This is a genomic window from Sphingomonas sp. SP3, from assembly GCF_058514305.1.
Genome location: NZ_JBZSOE010000001.1, coordinates 36002 through 51729 on the forward strand (window position 1 = coordinate 36002; position 15728 = coordinate 51729).

Sequence of the window (15728 nt, forward strand, 5' to 3'; positions counted from 1 at the left end):
AGGGGCCGTCACTATAGGCGGAAAGCATCGCGAGCCCCGGGGGAATGATGGAATTGGATGCGGTCGTTATCGGCGCGGGCCACAACGGCCTGACCTGCGCTTATTATCTCGCCAAGAAGGGCATGAAGGTCGCGGTGCTGGAAGCGGCCGGGACGGTGGGCGGCGCGGCTGTGACCGACGAATTCCTGCCCGGCTTCAGGAACAGCGCGGCGAGCTACACCGTCAGCCTGCTCAACCCGAAGGTCATCCGTGACTTGCAGCTCGAGCGCCATGGCCTGAAGGTCGTGCTGCGCAAGACCGACAATTTCCTGCCCGGTGACGGTGATTACCTGCTCGCGGGGCGCGGGGGCCTGACGCGGCGCGAAATCGTCCGCCACGTGAAGGCCGATGGCCCCGCCTACGACCGCTATATCGACGAGCTCGAGACGGTCGTCCGGCTCCTCAAGAAATGGCTGCTTCGCGCGCCGCCCAACGTCGGGCGGACTGCGAGCGCGATCCCCAAGCTGCTGAGCCTCGGTCGCGACATGGCCGGGCTGACATTAGCCGAAACGCGCATCGTCCATGATTTCGCGGTACGGAGCGCAAGCGAGGTCCTCGACCGCCATTTCGAGGGCGAGCTGACGAAGGCGCTGTTCGGGTTCGACGGCGTGGTCGGTAATTTCGCGTCGCCGCAAGCGGCGGGATCGGCCTACGTTTTGCTCCATCACCTGTTCGGCGAAGCAGCCGGCGTGCCCGGCGCCTGGGGCCATGCGGTCGGCGGCATGGGATCGATCACGCAGGCCATGGCCAAGGCGTGCCGTGAGGCTGGCGTCGACATCGTGCTCAACACGCCGGTCGAGGAAATCATCGTGTCGGGCGGGCGTGCGACAGGCGTGGTCGCCGGCGGCAAGGCGTGGCGCGCAAAGTCGGTGATCGCAGGCGTGAACCCGAAATTGCTATTCGATCGCCTGGTACCGGCGGGCGCGGTCGACGAGGACGTGTCTTCGCGCATGCACGGCTGGAAGTGCGAAAGCGCGACCTTCCGCATGAACGTCGCGCTGTCGGAGCTGCCGAAGTTCACCGTGCTGCCGAAAAAGGGCAATCACTTGACCGCGGGCATTATCATGGCGCCGAGCCTTGGTTACATGCACCAGGCGTGGCTCGATGCCGAACAGAACGGCTGGACCAAGAAGCCGATCGTCGAGATGCTCATCCCCTCGACCCTGGACTCGACGCTCGCGCCGAAGGGCCAGCACGTCGCGTCGATGTTCTGCCAGCATTTCCGCTACAACCTCGGGCCGGGGCGGAGCTGGGACAAGGAGCGGGAAAAGGCCGCGGACGCGATCATCGCGCTGGTCGACAGCCACGCGCCAGGCTTCGCCAAGTCGGTGATCGGGCGGCAGATCCATTCGCCGCTCGACCTCGAGCGCCGCTTCGGCCTGATCGGCGGCGACATCTTCCACGGCAAGATGGGCCTCGACCAATTATTCAGCGCGCGCCCGATGATCGGCGCTGCCGACTACCGAATGCCCCTGAAGGGCCTCTACCTGTGCGGATCGGGTGCGCACCCCGGTGGAGGTGTGACCGGCGCGCCCGGGCATAATGCCGCGCACGCCGTGCTGTCCGACCGTCGCTTCTGGAAGCGAGGCCATTGAAGCCGCTCGCGGGCATCAAGGTCCTCGACCTAAGCCGCGTGCTGGCGGGGCCGTGGTGCACGCAACTGCTGGCCGATCTCGGTGCCGAGGTCACCAAGATCGAGCGGCCGGGAAGCGGCGACGACACACGCCATTGGGGCCCGCCGTGGCACGGCGAGGGCGACAGCCGCGTCGCCGCCTATTTCCTGAGCTGCAACCGGGGCAAGAAGTCGGCGGCGATCGATTTCGCCCAAGCGGAAGGCGCGGCGCTTGTGCGCGAGCTCGCCGCAGACGCGGACGTCGTGGTCGAGAACTTCAAGGTCGCAGGGCTGAAGAAGTTCGGGCTCGACGCGAAATCGCTGCGCGCCGCCAACCCGCGATTGATCTACGCGTCTATCACCGGCTTCGGGCAGGATGGGCCTTACGCGGAGCGCGCCGGCTACGACTTCATCATCCAGGGCATGGGCGGGATGATGAGCATCACCGGGCTGCCCGACGGCGAACCGGGCGGTGGGCCGATGCGCGCCGGCGTGGCGATCGCCGACCTGTTCACGGGCATGTACACCTGCGTTTCGATCCTGGCGGCCTTGTACGGTCGCGAGAAGACGGGCGAGGGCGCGACGATCGATCTCGCCTTGTTCGACACGCAACTGGCGGTGTTGGCTAACCAGGCCGCCAATTCGCTGATTTCGGGTAAGGACCCGCCGCGGCAGGGCAACACCCACCCGAATATCGTGCCCTACCAGCCGTTCGATGCTGCGGATCAGCCGATCATCATCGCAGTTGGCAACGACCGCCAGTTCGCGCGGCTGGCCGAGATTTGCGGGCATCCGGAGTGGGTCGGTGACGACCGGTTCTCGTCCAATGCTGCGCGCGTCGCCAATCGGGCGGAAATGGTGCGGCTGGTGAGCGAGGCGATCCGGACCAAGCCTGCGGCGGCATGGCTCGATCAGCTTGAGGAGGCAGGCATTCCGGCGGGGCCGATCAACCGCATCAGCCAGGCCATGGAAGATGTGCAGGCGCAACATCGCGCCATGGTGCGCAACATCGCGGGTATTCCGCTGATGGGATCACCGGTGCGACTGGACGGCGAGCGGGCCGATTCAGACCTGCCGCCGCCGGCACTTGGCGAACACACGAATGAGGTATTGGAAAAGCTCGGACTCGAGCCGGCCCAGGTGGCGCGGCTCAAGTCCGAGAAGATCGTAGGTTAGTTGCCCTTGCTGACCTTGCTGGCGCCGTCGACCAGCAAGTCGAGCTGGTTCTGGCAACCATTTTCAATCAGCACCTGGGCGGCGCCGACGAGGTCATCGGTCGGCAATGAATTGACGGTGACGATGTCGAGCTTGCTCGTCTCGGCGCCCGGCCACTCCACCTGATACTCGACTCCGCCAACGATCGGCAGCGATGCCGGCCACGGGGCAAGAGCGCTACCCGCTGCCCAGGTCAGATCCTGCGTGCTGCCATCCGGTGAGCGGATTTTCACCGTCATCTCCGTTTCCTTGTCCGGGCGCCACGCCTGGACAGTCGAAGCGTTGCTCACGCAGATCTTTGCGCTTTCGCTGAGATCGATGTCCCAAATGCTCGGGTTGTGCGCGACTTCAGCTGCCCGAAGAGCGCCAAAGCGGCCGCGCTTGGCGGCGGCCGACGCGAGCGTCACCTGCTTTGCATCGAAATTCCCGGGACCGCGCATCGTTTGCGCACTTGCCGGCCCAAGCACAGTGACGATGTCACCGCCCTGGAGCGTGATCTTGGCGGTTTCCGGCAGGGTCTTGCCCGGCGGGTAAGCCTTGGCCGAAGGTCCAAGCGACTTGACGACGACGACGCTTGCCACTGCCGCCGACGACCCTAGGGCTACTACGGCTGCTGCGCCCCACAGCATTAGCTTCGATCGCATCATTCATGCTCCTCACTGTGCATTTGCGACATTGTACTTCACTGCCTCCGCTGCGGTGAGGCAGCGGCGAGTAGACTTGTCTTCGTTGCCGTCCGCGACGGCCTTCTGCTGGTACATGACTTCGGTCAGCAGCTTCCGGGACACACCCATCCGGATTAAAAAGTCATTATCCTCACTTGCGAGTAAAGCCGAGTCCTGTTCGACATCGCCGATCAGACCGATGGCATTGTCAGTGCCCTTGGCGAGCTCGGACCTCACCGCCTCCTTGTCGGACACGTGAGTGAACATGTGGACGACGAACAGGCCGCCCGCATCAACGAAGCGGACCGGGCCGCCCATGAACATGAAGTTGCAGGCTGAGAAGCAAGCCCAATTCGCTGGGATGCGGGTCGGAATGCCGTTCTTGCGAATGATCTTGCCCGCCTCGTTGCCGGCTCGCGCGATGCCGCCCGGGGAGCGGAGCCAGATCTCGTCGATTGGCTGGTTAGTTTTGAGCGCGTCTTCGAGCTTGGCGGGCACGTCCTCGTCGATCTGCCCTTCGGCGCGCAGCACGCGCTGACCACTCGACGTGTCTAGGGTGAAGCGCATTTGCGGATAGGTCGACCAGTTGAGGCGTAACGGGCAGGTCGGATTCTTTGGGTCGTTAGCTGGCGTCGCTGCCGAGGTCGTCAGCAGCGCCAGGATCCCGACAATTTTGCTGCCCCTGATCATCGCTAGACCCGAGCGTAGCCACTCGCGCCCTTCGCCTTGCACATTCGCTTCGGCACAGTGGTTTCCTCGCCGTCGACGATGACAACGTCGGTGACCGTCAGGCACTGGCCGCCATCGGCAAGCTTTTCCTCGCCAGTGACGGTGGATTTGCCGGTAACATTGGCGCGCGTGTCGCTCTTCCATGCGACTTCGGTGCCAACCCCGCCCCGAACCGCCTCGTCCGTTGCCTTCGCGGCCTGGACCTGCTCCTTGCAGTCTAGCTTTTTGAGCAGTTCGTCGGTGAGATAGGAGCCGACGGGAAGCGCCAGCGAGACGACGTTCCCGGCGACGCCCGCACGGCCAAGCAGGTTTCCGCCGACCGCGTTCAGCACCCCTCCGAAGAGCGACCTTTTGGCTTTTTTCTCGGCCGTATCAGCACATTGCTGCGGCGCGTTCTGCGCCCCCGCAGGTGCGGAGGCCGCAATCGCTACCGGCGCAGCAAAAATCAGCCCGGACAAAACCAAGGCACGCAGCATGAATCACCCCCGTGTCGCTTGCCCGCCAAATTATGCTTTGATTTTAAAGGGGTCAATCAAGGCCAGTTAATCGAAATCAAAGTTTTAGGCGGTGCGCGGTCCCCGCTTGCCGGCGAGCGACGATCCGGCGCCAAGAAGCGCCTCGAGCTGTTCGATCCGCTGGCGATTAGCCTCGATCAGCTCGGCCACCTTTTCCTCGCGCGCCTCGCGCTTGATGACGGTGCGGATGGCGCGCGCGATGGCTTCCGACACGCCGGCTAGCGCCTTCTGCTCTTCCTTGCTCGGAATCGAGCCGTCCGGGCGCGGTCCGACGAGGATATAGCCGATGGGCTCTTCGTCCCGGTCCGAGCTGGGAATGAGCGGCACGCGAAGCGGAAACTGACGATCCGAGGATTCGCACAAGTCCCGTGAAAAGCCTTCGTTCAGCGAGCGCCAGTCTTCGACTTCCTGAAGCGTGACGTCGTGCGTGTTGAGAACGCGGCCGCCGACAATTGCAGCGCTTCGCACGGCGCGCACGCCGTTTTCAATGCGCTGCAGGATCTCTTCCAGCATTTCCCCGAGCGACGCGGTCTCGCGCATGTCGCGGATGATCTCGGGCAAGTCATCGCGGAGCAGGAACAGGTTCTTCTGGAACTTGCGCTCCGACCATTTGTGAATCCGTTCCTGGAGGGGATTGATCAGCACGGTGGCGAGCGCCGCCGCGATGACCACCGGTCCTTCGCTGTTGGTGTTGCCGTAGTAATTGTAGATGACCTGCTTCAGCGCGTCCGCAGCGCCTGCGAAAATTGCCGCGACCGCGAGGGCGATTATGGCGAAATTGGCCGATCTGCTTATGACGACCTCGGCGTCGTACAGCCGGAAGCGAAGCAGCGCGACGAGCAGGCCGAGCTGGAGGAACAGGACGCCAAGCGCCAGTGAAACGCCGGCGCCCATCTCTACCAAAAGCTGGTGGCCGAAGCTTCCGGTCGACCATTTGAAATAGTCGCTCGCGATCGAGATGACGCGGAGCAGCGCGTAGCCCGTGAAGCCGAACAGGGCCCAGCGGATCTGCTGGCGAAGGTCTATCGATTCCGTCTGCCGGAGACAGCGCAGCAGCAACAGGACTGCGGTGATCATGAAGCCGACGAAAAAGGCCTGATAAAGGGTTCCGTGGAGGAACATCAGGATGGGAAGCGACGCGAGCAGGCCGACAATTCGCCACGACAACTTTCCGTGCGGGAACAGGATAATTCCGGCGAGGAGCAGGACGTTGCCGAGATCGTAGAGGGCGACGTTGAGCCAGCGCGGAACGCCGAGATTGGCGAGGAAGATGGAGGAGGGCTGCTCCGCGGCGATCGTCAGCAGCACTGCAAGCGACAGGATCGAGCTGACCGCATCGCGCGAGTTTCGCCGATGGAGCAGCCACGCTGCCCACAGCAGGAAGGGGTAGGAGATGACGTGGAACAGGTCGATGAAGCTTAACAGCTTGCGCGAGATTCCAAGCGACTTCGCGCCGGCATCGATATGCTGCTCACCGGTGGTGACAGTCACGTCGCGAACCTTGCCGTTGGAATCGCGGACGGTGAGCGGAACCTCCGAATTGTCGGTCCCGAACAACACGTTGCCCATAGCAATATAGGCCGGGTCGTCGGCATGCTCGGCGAGCGATTCTTCGGTGAAGGGCATCACCGGCGGCAGAGGCAGGCCATAGACGGCGATGATGTGATCGCCGGCACGGATTCCGGCCGCGTTGGCGTCCGGTCCGACCGTAAATCGGACCCAGGTCGCATCGCGTGGTGACACCGCAAAACCGGCCCGGCTGCCGAGCAGCAGCTGGGAGTTATTCTCGGGAGAGCTGTAGCGGAAGTAGAAGCCCGCAAGCGGGCCGACGAAGGCCAGCAGGAATGCGAGAATCCAGACGAAGGAAAACAGGTAGTGCGCTCTGGTATTGAACGGCGGCACCGCCGGCGGAAGCCGGAAGCCGCCTTTCAGCGTCCCATCTGCATTGGACAGCGCAAGCTGCATCCCCACCGGCTCCGGCCGACCTCGCTATTACCATCATGCGGGTCAGAGCGTCTTGGCGCAATGATTAATGGCAAGCCGCCCAAGGGCTTGCACGGGAATTCAACTGTCGATCCGCTCCTCGCCGTAGCGCGATTTGATGAAGCGTCCCTGCGTCTCGAACGCGGCCATATCGGCGCGCGCGAGCTTCTCCGTAATCTCATGCAACGCTGACCGGCCCGCCTGAAGTCCTTCGACCAGGCTTGCGTCGAGGGTTTTGTCTTCGCCGTCGCGCTCGCTTCGGAACGCTGCCGGCACATGCAGATAGCGGTCGATCAGGCCTGGCAGGTGGATCGACATCAGTCGTCGCGCATCCTGCGCGTTGGGATCTAGGGTTTCGACCCGCTCGAGCGTTTCCTTGAGCGGCGGCAGCGCGGCGCTGATCGCATCGATTTCGGCCTGGGCCGGGGCGGGCAGGGCGCGCCGCGTTTTATACAGGTAAGAGTCGAAGCGCTCGACCATCGCCCCGTTGGGAAGGTCTGTCGCAGGCGGCTTCGCCGTGATTGCCTGTCGGCCACCCCGCGCAAGCAGAATTGCGGCCACAATGCCCGTCGCCAGCAGCGCCGCGAGGAACCCGAACATGCCGATCGGCTTCAGAAGCCCAATAGTCACCGCGACGAGCCAGATGGCGCCGACCGCGATTGCAACTTGCAGCAAGGTTCGCCCGGCGCCGGCATTCAGTCGCCGGCGTTCGCGGCGGGCAGCGGAGCGCGCCGGCCCGTCGCGCTCGTCGATGGTGCGGGTGACTCGCTCGAACCGGGCGATCGCCCGCTCAACCTTGTCGCTAACGTCGGTCATTTGCTCTCAATGGGAGTGAGCGGGGACGCCGCACCCTCAAGCTTGCCCTGGTTCACCCCTTCGGCGCGGGCGATATAGCCTCTCGACTTCTCGACTTCCTTGCCCAGCGTCTCGACCGTCTGCTTCATGTTGCCGAGCGCCTGGAGCTTGAACTGATCGATCTGGTCCATCGTGTCGTAGATGTTCTGGAACGCGCGCTGCAGCGTCTCGAGCGGGATGGTCGAGGAGGCGGCCTGCTCATGGATCGCGCCGCTCTGCGTGCGCAACATTTCGCCGGTGGAGTCGATCATGCCCGCCGTCGTGGTGTTGAGCGCGGTGATTTGCTCCAGCACCAATTTCTGGTTGGTCATCGCCTGCGCGACGGTGACCGCGGTGCGCAGCGCCGATACGGTAGTCGTCGACGCGCGATCGACGCCCTTCACCAGCTCGACATTGTTCTTCTTGACGAGGTCGAGCGCGAGATAGCCCTGAACGGTCACGGCCATCTGGGTCAGCAGGTCGGTGGTGCGTTGGCGGGTGTAGAAGAGCGCGCTCTCGCGGATCGCCTTGGCCTTCGCGGGATCGGTCGCGTCGAGCTCGTTAGCCTTGTCCTCGAGCTTCTGGTCGAGGCTATTGGAGATGTGCACCATCTGCTCGAGCTTGTGCATCGTCTTCCACAGGTTCGCGCGCTCGGTGTCGATCGCCGCATTGTCCATCAGCAGCTCGTCCTTGCCATTGGCGAGGCTGCCCAGGATCTTGGTGATGTGGGTCTGCGAGCTGCGGTATTTGTCAAAATAGCGGTCGATGCGGTTCCCGAACGGGATGATCCCGAGCAGCTTGCGAGGGCGGCTCGCTTCCTTGGGGTCGAGCGACTCCACGGTGCGGCGAAGCTCCGTTAGGTCGGCGCCAATGCCCGTGTCCTTGTCGATCGCCTTGACGGGGCGATCGAGGAAGCGGTTCGAAGCCCCCGCGGCTTCCGCGATCTCCTTGCGGCCCATGGCGGTCAGCTGATCGACCTTCTTGCCGAACTCGGGGCTGTTGGAATCGAGCGCCGCGAGCTCGTCGACGAATTGGCCGACGCGCTTGTCGAGCTCGCTCGTCTCTTCGGCCTTGAGTGGAACCAGGCCGGCGGCCTCGGCCGGCGCGACCGGCTGCAAAGCCTCGGGCGGGTCAAGCTTGAGCTTCGTCGCCGTCTTCGTCGTCTCGGGTGCCTCACTGGCCATCAGTCGATCCTTTCGCTCCCCTTGTGCTTCTCTGTCCAAGGCCGGTCAACGACCGCGCGGACCCGCCGCACCAGGGTTTGTGCTGTATTATAGGTATAAGACACATCGATGCAAGGAGGGAGCGGGCCCAAGTTCGTGAAGCCGAATTAACCATGGCTCTCAACGGTTCACTCACCCTGTCGCGGCTAGATGGCGCCCTATGCGCATCCAGATTGGGTCGGCCCGATGATCAAATTCTTCAGGAAGCTTTGGCGCGATCGGCGCGGCAACGCGCTTGTAATCGCGGGCGCGGCGCTCCCCCTGATCATTGGCTCCGCCGGCCTCGCCAGCGACACGATCCAATGGGTGTTGTGGAAGCGCCAGCTTCAGCGCGCAGCGGACTCGGCGGCGATCGCCGGTGTCTATGCCACGATGCAGAGCCAGACGGTGAGCTCGGCGGTCAGCACCGACCTTACGAAGAACCAAAGTACGGGCATTGCGCTTCAAAGCGGCTACCCGCAGATCACTTATCCGACGATCACCAACGCGGCCAACGCTGTGAAAGTGGCGTTGGCGGTCCAGCGGCCACTGGGCTTTTCAGGCGTGTTCATGTCGTCCGCCCCGATCATCAAGGCTGAAGCCACCGCAGCGACCGTGACGACCGGCGTCTATTGCGTCGTCAGTCTCGAAAACACGAGCGCGACCGGCATCACCGCAACCGGCAACTCCGACATCGACCTTGGCTGCGGCATGATCACCAATTCGACGTCGCTGAACGCGGCGATCGCGACGGGATCGTCCAGCGTCACTGCCACGCCGATCGCGGCGGTCGGCGACATTCAGGACAGCACACACTGGAACGATGCTGAGCTGTTGCCTTTCACGATCGCCGAGCAGGATCCCTACGGCAGCGTCGACGCCCCGACCAACTTCCCGAGCGGCAGCTGCCCGAACTATCGTGCAAACGCGAATCAAACCGCGCCGGCTCTTGTCGCGGGAACTGACTATCTGACCACCCCGGACGGCTATTTCTGCGTGAGTTCGTTGACGTTGCAGGGGACGGTGACGCTACCCAATGGCGTTTACGTCATCGATGGCGGCGATTTCTCGGTTGGGTCGCAGGCCAACGTCACCTGCTTGCACTGCACGTTTATCCTGACGAACCACAACAGCGGAACGAGCGGCATCCAGATCGGCAACGTCAATATCAACGGCGGTGCGCAGCTCAACCTCGGCGCGCCAACGTCGGGTAATTACGACAACATCTTGTTCTACCAGGATCGCCGCGCTCAATCGGGTACCAGCCAGACCAACCAGATCAACGGCAATTCCTCGTCGACGATGTCCGGTGCGTTCTACTTCCCGACGCGAACGCTCGATATCAACGGTACGGCGAACCTGACGTTCAGTTGCGCCCAGTTCGTCGCGCGGACGGTGAACTTCTCCGGCAACGGCAGCATCACCAACACCTGCACTGGCGGCTACGGTGACGACACGATCACCGGCAACCACGTGAGGCTGGTGGCATGATCCGTTTTCGCTCACTCCTCCGCGACGATCGCGGCGCGTCGGTCGTCGAGCTGGCGCTCGCCGCGCCGTTCATGGCGACGCTGATCATCGGCATGGTCGACATCAGCCGCGGCTATTCAGCCAAGGTCCAGCTGACCCAGGCTGCCCAACGCGCCATCGAGAAGGCGATGCAGGGCGAGAAGACCACCGACCTTTATGACACGCTGCAGGCGGAAGCAGCCTCGGCCGCGGGGGTCGCGACCAGCGCCGTCACCGTTAAATATTGGCTCGAGTGCAACGGCGTTTCGAAATATCAAAGCGCTGCAACGATGACCGCGGATTACGACCAGGTCTGCTCCACCGGGCAAACCTATGCCCGTTACGTCAGCGTCGACATCACCAAGACCTACACGCCGATGTTCAGCACCAAATGGGCCGGTGCCAACGCGAATGGCAGCTACACGCTACACGGCGTTGCAGGGATCCGCGTTCAATGAAGCTCGCGACCCTCATCCGTCGCTGTGAGCAGGGCGCCGCCGCGATCGAAATGGCGATCGCCGTACCCGTGCTGATGCTGTTCATTTACGGCATCTTCGAGATCGGCATTGCCGGGCAGGCGATTGCCGGCATGCAACACGGCCTAGGTGAAGGGGCACGCTACGCCACCCTTTGCATCAACCCGACATCGGCGGGAACCTGCGGAACTCCGACCGACACGGAAATCGCCACGAGGATCCAGGCCAAGAAATTCGGCGTTGGCGTCGGCACGTTTGATGATCCGGTCGTGTCTACTCCGCTCGCGACGGATTGCACTCATTGCCGCGACCTGTCGGTGACCTTCCACATGCCGATGAACTTCCTGTTCTTCAGCGCGCCGACGATCAACATCACGCGCACCAAGCGGGTCTATCTCGCCACCTAAGCGGTCGGTCGCTTCGCGCGGCTTTCGAAAAACGCGGTGATTGCCTCGCGGACTTCGTCCGAGGCTAGACGTTGGCCGAACACCTGCCCTTCCGTGCGCATGCGATCGAGGATTTCATCCTGTGTTCCCAGGCGAAGCAGGCGCTGAGTCTGTCGAAGCGCTTCGGCGGGCTTGGCGAGCAACCGCTCGACGATTTCCGCCAGTTTGCCTTCGACCGCGCCCGGCAGCGCCTTGTGGCTCACCAAGCCGATCGCCAGCGCCTCATCCACCCCGAACGGTTCCGCCAGCAACAGATACTTCGCAGCGCGGCGGCGTCCTGCGAGCCGCGGCAGCAGCAATGAGCTCGCCGCTTCAGGCACCAGGGCCAGGTCGACGAACGGGAGCGAGAAACGCGCTGTTTCCTCAGCGACGACGAGGTCGCAGTGGAGCAGCATGGTCGTCCCGATGCCGACGCAATTGCCGTGCACCGCAGCCACCAGCGGGGTTTCGCACAGAGCCAGGGCCCGAAGCAGCCGCCAGACGGGGATTTCCTCGAGATTTTCGCGCGAGGCCTCGAGGAAATCGGCAAGGTCATTGCCGGCAGCAAAGTCCTGGCCTTCGCCACGGAGCGTGATGACCCGGACCGATGGATCGCTTGACGCCTGCTCGATCGCGTCGGCCAGGGCGGCATACATCGCCACGGTGATTGCGTTGCGCCGATCGGGCCGGGCGAGGGTGATCGCAAGCACCGTTCCCTCGCGAACGACCCGGACATGCTCACTCATCACACGCTCTCCAGAATTTGGCTCCAGAATCGGATGACGGATGATCCGCCAGCGGCTATCCCCGGCTCATCCACCAAAGCACGGACGCGCGCAAATCCATGAAGTTCTTCGCCGATACTGCCGAGATTGCTGAAATTCGCGAGCTTGCCGAAACCGGCCTGCTCGACGGAGTGACGACCAACCCGTCGCTGGTCCACAAATCGGGCCGCGATTTCCTCGAGGTCGTGAAGGAGATCGCTTCGGTCGTTTCCGGGCCCGTATCGGCCGAGGTCGTTGCGCTCGATTACGAAGGAATGATGCGCGAGGCCGAGGTGCTTCGGAAGATCGCAGGTAATATCGCGATCAAGGTTCCGCTGACTCCGGCCGGGCTCAAGGCGTGCAAGGCGCTGACCTCCGATGGGAGCATGGTCAATGTGACCCTGTGCTTCTCCGCGGCCCAGGCGCTTCTTGCAGCCAAGGCCGGCGCGACTTTCATTTCACCCTTCGTTGGGCGGCACGACGACGTCGGGTTCGACGGGATGGCGCTCATCGCCGACATTCGCCTGATCTACGACAATTATGACTTCCCGACCGAAATCCTGGTCGCGAGCGTGCGGCACCCGATGCATGTCGTCGAAGCGGCGAAGATCGGGGCGGACGTGATGACCGCGCCGCCGAAGATCATATGGCAGCTGTTCAAGCACCCGCTGACCGATTCGGGAATCGCGAGCTTTTTAAAAGACTGGGAAGCTACCGGCCAGAAAATAGGCTGAGGTTTCAACAGCTTGGCGCTCGGCTTTAACCTTTGCGCAACTGTGGGCCGTAACCCTTTCCTAACTCTTGTGGGAATAAAAGCTCCCCATCCTGCCAGTGGAACGCAGGTTGGGGCGCCTGGCGCCTCGGTACTTGGAACCAAGGAGCTAGACCATGAGCAAGTTCATCAAGCTGATCCGCGACTCTGAAGGCGCGACTGCCATCGAGTACGGCCTGATCGCCGCTCTTATCGCCGTTGCGGCGATTGGCGCGATGCAGGGCATCGGCAACAAGCTGAATTCGACGTTCAACAACGTTTCGAACAAGCTCTAAGCGCTTAGTCGCTTAGTCAGGAGCGGCGGTGCCGAAAGGCGCCGCCGTTTTTGTTTGTGCCCTGGAGGCCACAGGGCAACTGATAGGAAATTAACCCCAGTCGGGGTATCCTCGCCGCCAATGGCGACGGTAATTCCCTTCGAAGAGCGCGCGGTTGCGCACCTCCGACAGCGCCTCGGCGCGGTAGAGGAGGCCAACCAGGATTTGATCGCCTTCGCGCGTGGGCATTCGGGCGCCGTCGCCTCGATCCACAATGCGGTCCTCGCCGCAATTGAGGCCGACAGCATCGAGGCCTTGCTTCACGTCGTCACCCAGGAATGGCCCCTGATCCTCGGCATCGACGCGGTCGCGCTGTCGCTCATTATCGGAAACCGGGGCTTTCGCGCTGACGGAAGCGGGGTCCAGATCGTCGATCCCCAAATCCTCCGCCGTGCCGCCGAGGCCGTGGATGGTGTCGAGATGCGCACGGTCGAACGCGGGCATCCCCTGTTCGGACCCGCATGCGACCTAATCCGCGCCGAGGCGCTGATCCGCATCGATTGCGAGCCGCCGTTCCCAAGCGGGCTGCTGACCCTTGGCCAGCGCGCCGAGCTGAGCCTCGATGCGCGCCACGGCAGCGAATTGCTGATGTTCCTTGGGCACAGCCTTGCGGCTATGATCCGCAAGTGGCTGATCGTCCCGCAGAGCTAATCGACCACCCGGCCCGCGCGCTGGCTGGGCAATGGGCTGGATATCTCCAGCATGATCGGCGCCGGTCCGCGCATACGGTGAGAGCCTATTCAGCAACCGCGCACCGCTTCATCCAATTTCTCGGCTCCTATCGCGGCGAAACCATCGATACCGGCGTGCTGACCGGCATTTCGGCACCCGACCTGCGCGCGTTCCTCGCGCAGCGGCGCGCCGAGGGGCTTGGCGCTTCATCGGCGGCGCGTGAACTGTCGGGCGTCCGCGCGTTCCTCAAATATGCTGCTGAGCAAGCGGGAAGCCATGCGCAGCTGCCGCGGACCCGCGCACCCAAACGGCCTCGAACCTTGCCCCGGCCGGCCGCGCCTGAGGATGCAATGGGCCTGGCAGAGGATGCTGCGGGCGCCGCAAGCACGCCGTGGATCGGTGCGCGTGACCTTGCGATCCTGCTGCTTCTTTACGGAGCCGGCCTGCGGGTGGCCGAGGCGCTGTCGCTGACCGCAAGCGTGCTGCCGATCGGGTCGACGCTTCGGGTCACCGGCAAGCGCTCGAAAACCCGTGTGGTACCGGTCGTCCAGGCCGTGCGCGAGGCGATCGACGACTACGTCCGGCAATGCCCCTATCCGCTGAGCGGCGATACGCCGTTGTTCGTGGGGGCGAGGGGCGGGCCGCTCAATCCGGACCTGGTCAGGCGGGCAGTTGCTGCGGCGCGCAAGCGTCTCGGACTGCCCGACAGCCTGACTCCGCACGCGCTGCGGCACAGCTTCGCAACGCATTTGCTGGCGCGGGGAGCGGACCTTCGTTCGCTCCAGGAACTGCTCGGCCATGCAAGCTTGTCGTCGACGCAAATCTATACGGCGGTGGACGCGGCACGCCTGCTCGACGTCTATCGCCACGCCCACCCCCGCGCTTGAGCAGAAGCCCATTGGTCCGGTTTGCCGCGGCCTTCGGGCAAGTGGGGTTGCCTTCCGGCCGCGACATCTGCCGGTTAAATCGAGCAGGTAAACCGAAAGCTAAATAACCGTTTTGGATGAATAGCTTAAGAGGTAACTCTATGCCAAATCGGAGTAACTAGCGCTTGGAGATATGCCGCTCGATTGCGCTCCAGATAAGCCCGGCGGTGTCACTCCCGTTAAACTTGTCGACGGCAACGATGCCGGTGGGCGAGGTGACGTTGATTTCGGTCAGCCACTTGCCGCCGATGACGTCGATTCCGACGAACAGCAGCCCTCGACGCTTGAGCTCCGGCGCCAGCGCCGCGCAGATTTCGCGCTCGGTCTCCGTAAGCTCGGCGGCCTCGGCCGTGCCGCCGGCCGCGAGGTTCGATCGAATGTCGCCCTTTGCCGGCCGGCGATTGATCGCCCCGGCGACTTCGCCGTCGACCAGGATGATGCGCTTGTCGCCGTCCGCGACCTCGGGGAGGAAGCGCTGGAGCACGTGCGGCTCGCGGTAGGTGGCGTTGAACAGCTCCATCAGGGCCGAGAGGTTGGCGCCGTCGCTGGAGATCTTGAAGACTGCTTTGCCGGCATTCCCGTGGAGCGGTTTCAGGACGACTTCGCCCTGGTCGGCCAAGAACTTGCGCGCCGCGCCGACCGATCGCGTGATCATCGTTGGCGGCATGAATCGGCCGAAATCCAGCACCCAGACCTTTTCCGGCGCGTCGCGGACTCCGGCGGGGTCGTTCACCACCAAAGTCTCGCCCTGGATACGCTCGAGCAGGTGCGTCGCCGTGATGTAGCCGAGGTCGAACGGCGGATCCTGCCGCATCAGCACCACGTCAACATCACTGCCGAGGTCGAGGATGACGAAATCGCCGAGCTTGAAATGATCGCCGGCAACCGCCTGGACGCTCACCTCATGCGCGCCGGCGTAGAGCCGCCCGTCGTTATAGGTCAGGTCCTCGGCGAGGTAATGATAGAGCTTATGGCCAAGCTCCTGCGCTTTCAGCATCAGCGCGAAGGTGGAATCGCCGAAGATGTTGATGTTCTCGAGCGGGTCCATCTGGACTGCGACACGCAATGGCATGCGA

17 protein-coding genes are annotated in these 15728 nt (G+C 63.4%); 9 read left to right on the forward strand and 8 right to left on the reverse strand.

What is annotated here, in order from left to right; genetic code table 11:
- The first annotated feature begins 44 nt into the window (after positions 1–44).
- Positions 45–1634 carry a phytoene desaturase family protein gene (locus AC4K8G_RS00200; protein ID WP_491732174.1) on the forward strand — a complete coding sequence of 530 codons (1590 nt, stop codon included), beginning with the start codon at positions 45–47 and terminating at the stop codon, positions 1632–1634.
- Complete coding sequence (locus tag AC4K8G_RS00205) at positions 1631–2827, forward strand: CaiB/BaiF CoA transferase family protein (RefSeq protein ID WP_491732175.1); 1197 nt, start codon at positions 1631–1633, stop codon at positions 2825–2827. The genes AC4K8G_RS00200 and AC4K8G_RS00205 overlap by 4 nt, the downstream gene beginning before the upstream one ends.
- Here the strand turns inward: AC4K8G_RS00205 and AC4K8G_RS00210 are convergent.
- The 6 genes from AC4K8G_RS00210 to AC4K8G_RS00235 form a co-directional block, all read right to left on the reverse strand.
- Entirely contained in the window at positions 2824–3513 is a 690-nt protein-coding gene (locus tag AC4K8G_RS00210; RefSeq protein ID WP_491732176.1) for a hypothetical protein, read from the reverse strand. The genes AC4K8G_RS00205 and AC4K8G_RS00210 overlap by 4 nt on opposite strands.
- A 9-nt stretch (positions 3514–3522) precedes the next feature.
- Positions 3523–4221, reverse strand: a complete 699-nt coding sequence (locus AC4K8G_RS00215; protein ID WP_491732177.1) for a COG3904 family protein — start codon at positions 4219–4221, stop codon at positions 3523–3525.
- Positions 4222–4223: 2 nt separating this feature from the next.
- Positions 4224–4736 (reverse strand): hypothetical protein, encoded by a 513-nt coding sequence (locus AC4K8G_RS00220; RefSeq protein ID WP_491732178.1) that lies wholly within the window; start codon positions 4734–4736, stop codon positions 4224–4226.
- 84 nt (positions 4737–4820) lie between these two features.
- On the reverse strand, positions 4821–6740 hold the full coding sequence (locus AC4K8G_RS00225; RefSeq protein ID WP_491732179.1) for a hypothetical protein: 1920 nt from the start codon (positions 6738–6740) through the stop codon (positions 4821–4823).
- Positions 6741–6839: 99 nt separating this feature from the next.
- Entirely contained in the window at positions 6840–7574 is a 735-nt protein-coding gene (locus tag AC4K8G_RS00230; protein ID WP_491732180.1) for a hypothetical protein, read from the reverse strand.
- Positions 7571–8776: a toxic anion resistance protein gene (locus AC4K8G_RS00235; protein WP_491732181.1), complete on the reverse strand. Its 1206-nt coding sequence runs from the start codon at positions 8774–8776 to the stop codon at positions 7571–7573. Before AC4K8G_RS00235 ends, AC4K8G_RS00230 begins: the two co-directional genes overlap by 4 nt.
- Before the next feature lie 189 nt (positions 8777–8965).
- On the opposite strand from AC4K8G_RS00235, the gene AC4K8G_RS00240 reads away from it, so the two are divergent.
- The 3 genes from AC4K8G_RS00240 to AC4K8G_RS00250 are packed head-to-tail and all read left to right on the forward strand — an operon-like array spanning position 8966 to position 11186.
- The gene (locus AC4K8G_RS00240; RefSeq protein ID WP_491732182.1) at positions 8966–10285 is read left to right on the forward strand and encodes a pilus assembly protein TadG-related protein; all 1320 of its coding nucleotides are present in this window, start codon (positions 8966–8968) and stop codon (positions 10283–10285) included.
- Positions 10282–10761, forward strand: a complete 480-nt coding sequence (locus tag AC4K8G_RS00245) for a TadE/TadG family type IV pilus assembly protein (protein ID WP_491732183.1) — start codon at positions 10282–10284, stop codon at positions 10759–10761. Before AC4K8G_RS00240 ends, AC4K8G_RS00245 begins: the two co-directional genes overlap by 4 nt.
- Positions 10758–11186, forward strand: a complete 429-nt coding sequence (locus AC4K8G_RS00250; protein WP_491732184.1) for a TadE/TadG family type IV pilus assembly protein — start codon at positions 10758–10760, stop codon at positions 11184–11186. Before AC4K8G_RS00245 ends, AC4K8G_RS00250 begins: the two co-directional genes overlap by 4 nt.
- On the opposite strand, the gene AC4K8G_RS00255 is transcribed toward AC4K8G_RS00250, so the two are convergent.
- A complete protein-coding gene (locus tag AC4K8G_RS00255; RefSeq protein ID WP_491732185.1) occupies positions 11183–11950 on the reverse strand; it encodes an enoyl-CoA hydratase in 768 nt (255 codons plus the stop codon). The genes AC4K8G_RS00250 and AC4K8G_RS00255 overlap by 4 nt on opposite strands.
- Positions 11951–12048: 98 nt before the next feature.
- On the opposite strand from AC4K8G_RS00255, the gene fsa reads away from it, so the two are divergent.
- The 4 genes from fsa to AC4K8G_RS00275 all read left to right on the forward strand — a co-directional run bounded on the left by fsa (position 12049) and on the right by AC4K8G_RS00275 (position 14613).
- The gene (fsa, locus tag AC4K8G_RS00260; protein WP_491732186.1) at positions 12049–12702 is read left to right on the forward strand and encodes a fructose-6-phosphate aldolase; all 654 of its coding nucleotides are present in this window, start codon (positions 12049–12051) and stop codon (positions 12700–12702) included.
- A gap of 154 nt (positions 12703–12856) precedes the next feature.
- Positions 12857–13015, forward strand: a complete 159-nt coding sequence (locus AC4K8G_RS00265) for a Flp family type IVb pilin (RefSeq protein ID WP_491732187.1) — start codon at positions 12857–12859, stop codon at positions 13013–13015.
- A 120-nt stretch (positions 13016–13135) separates the two neighbouring features.
- Complete coding sequence (locus AC4K8G_RS00270) at positions 13136–13705, forward strand: DUF484 family protein (RefSeq protein WP_491732188.1); 570 nt, start codon at positions 13136–13138, stop codon at positions 13703–13705.
- Complete coding sequence (locus tag AC4K8G_RS00275; protein ID WP_491732189.1) at positions 13681–14613, forward strand: tyrosine recombinase XerC; 933 nt, start codon at positions 13681–13683, stop codon at positions 14611–14613. The genes AC4K8G_RS00270 and AC4K8G_RS00275 overlap by 25 nt, the downstream gene beginning before the upstream one ends.
- Positions 14614–14770: 157 nt before the next feature.
- Here the strand turns inward: AC4K8G_RS00275 and gshB are convergent, their stop codons facing one another.
- Positions 14771–15724 carry a glutathione synthase gene (gene gshB / locus AC4K8G_RS00280; protein ID WP_491732190.1) on the reverse strand — a complete coding sequence of 318 codons (954 nt, stop codon included), beginning with the start codon at positions 15722–15724 and terminating at the stop codon, positions 14771–14773.
- Positions 15725–15728: the final 4 nt, after the last annotated feature.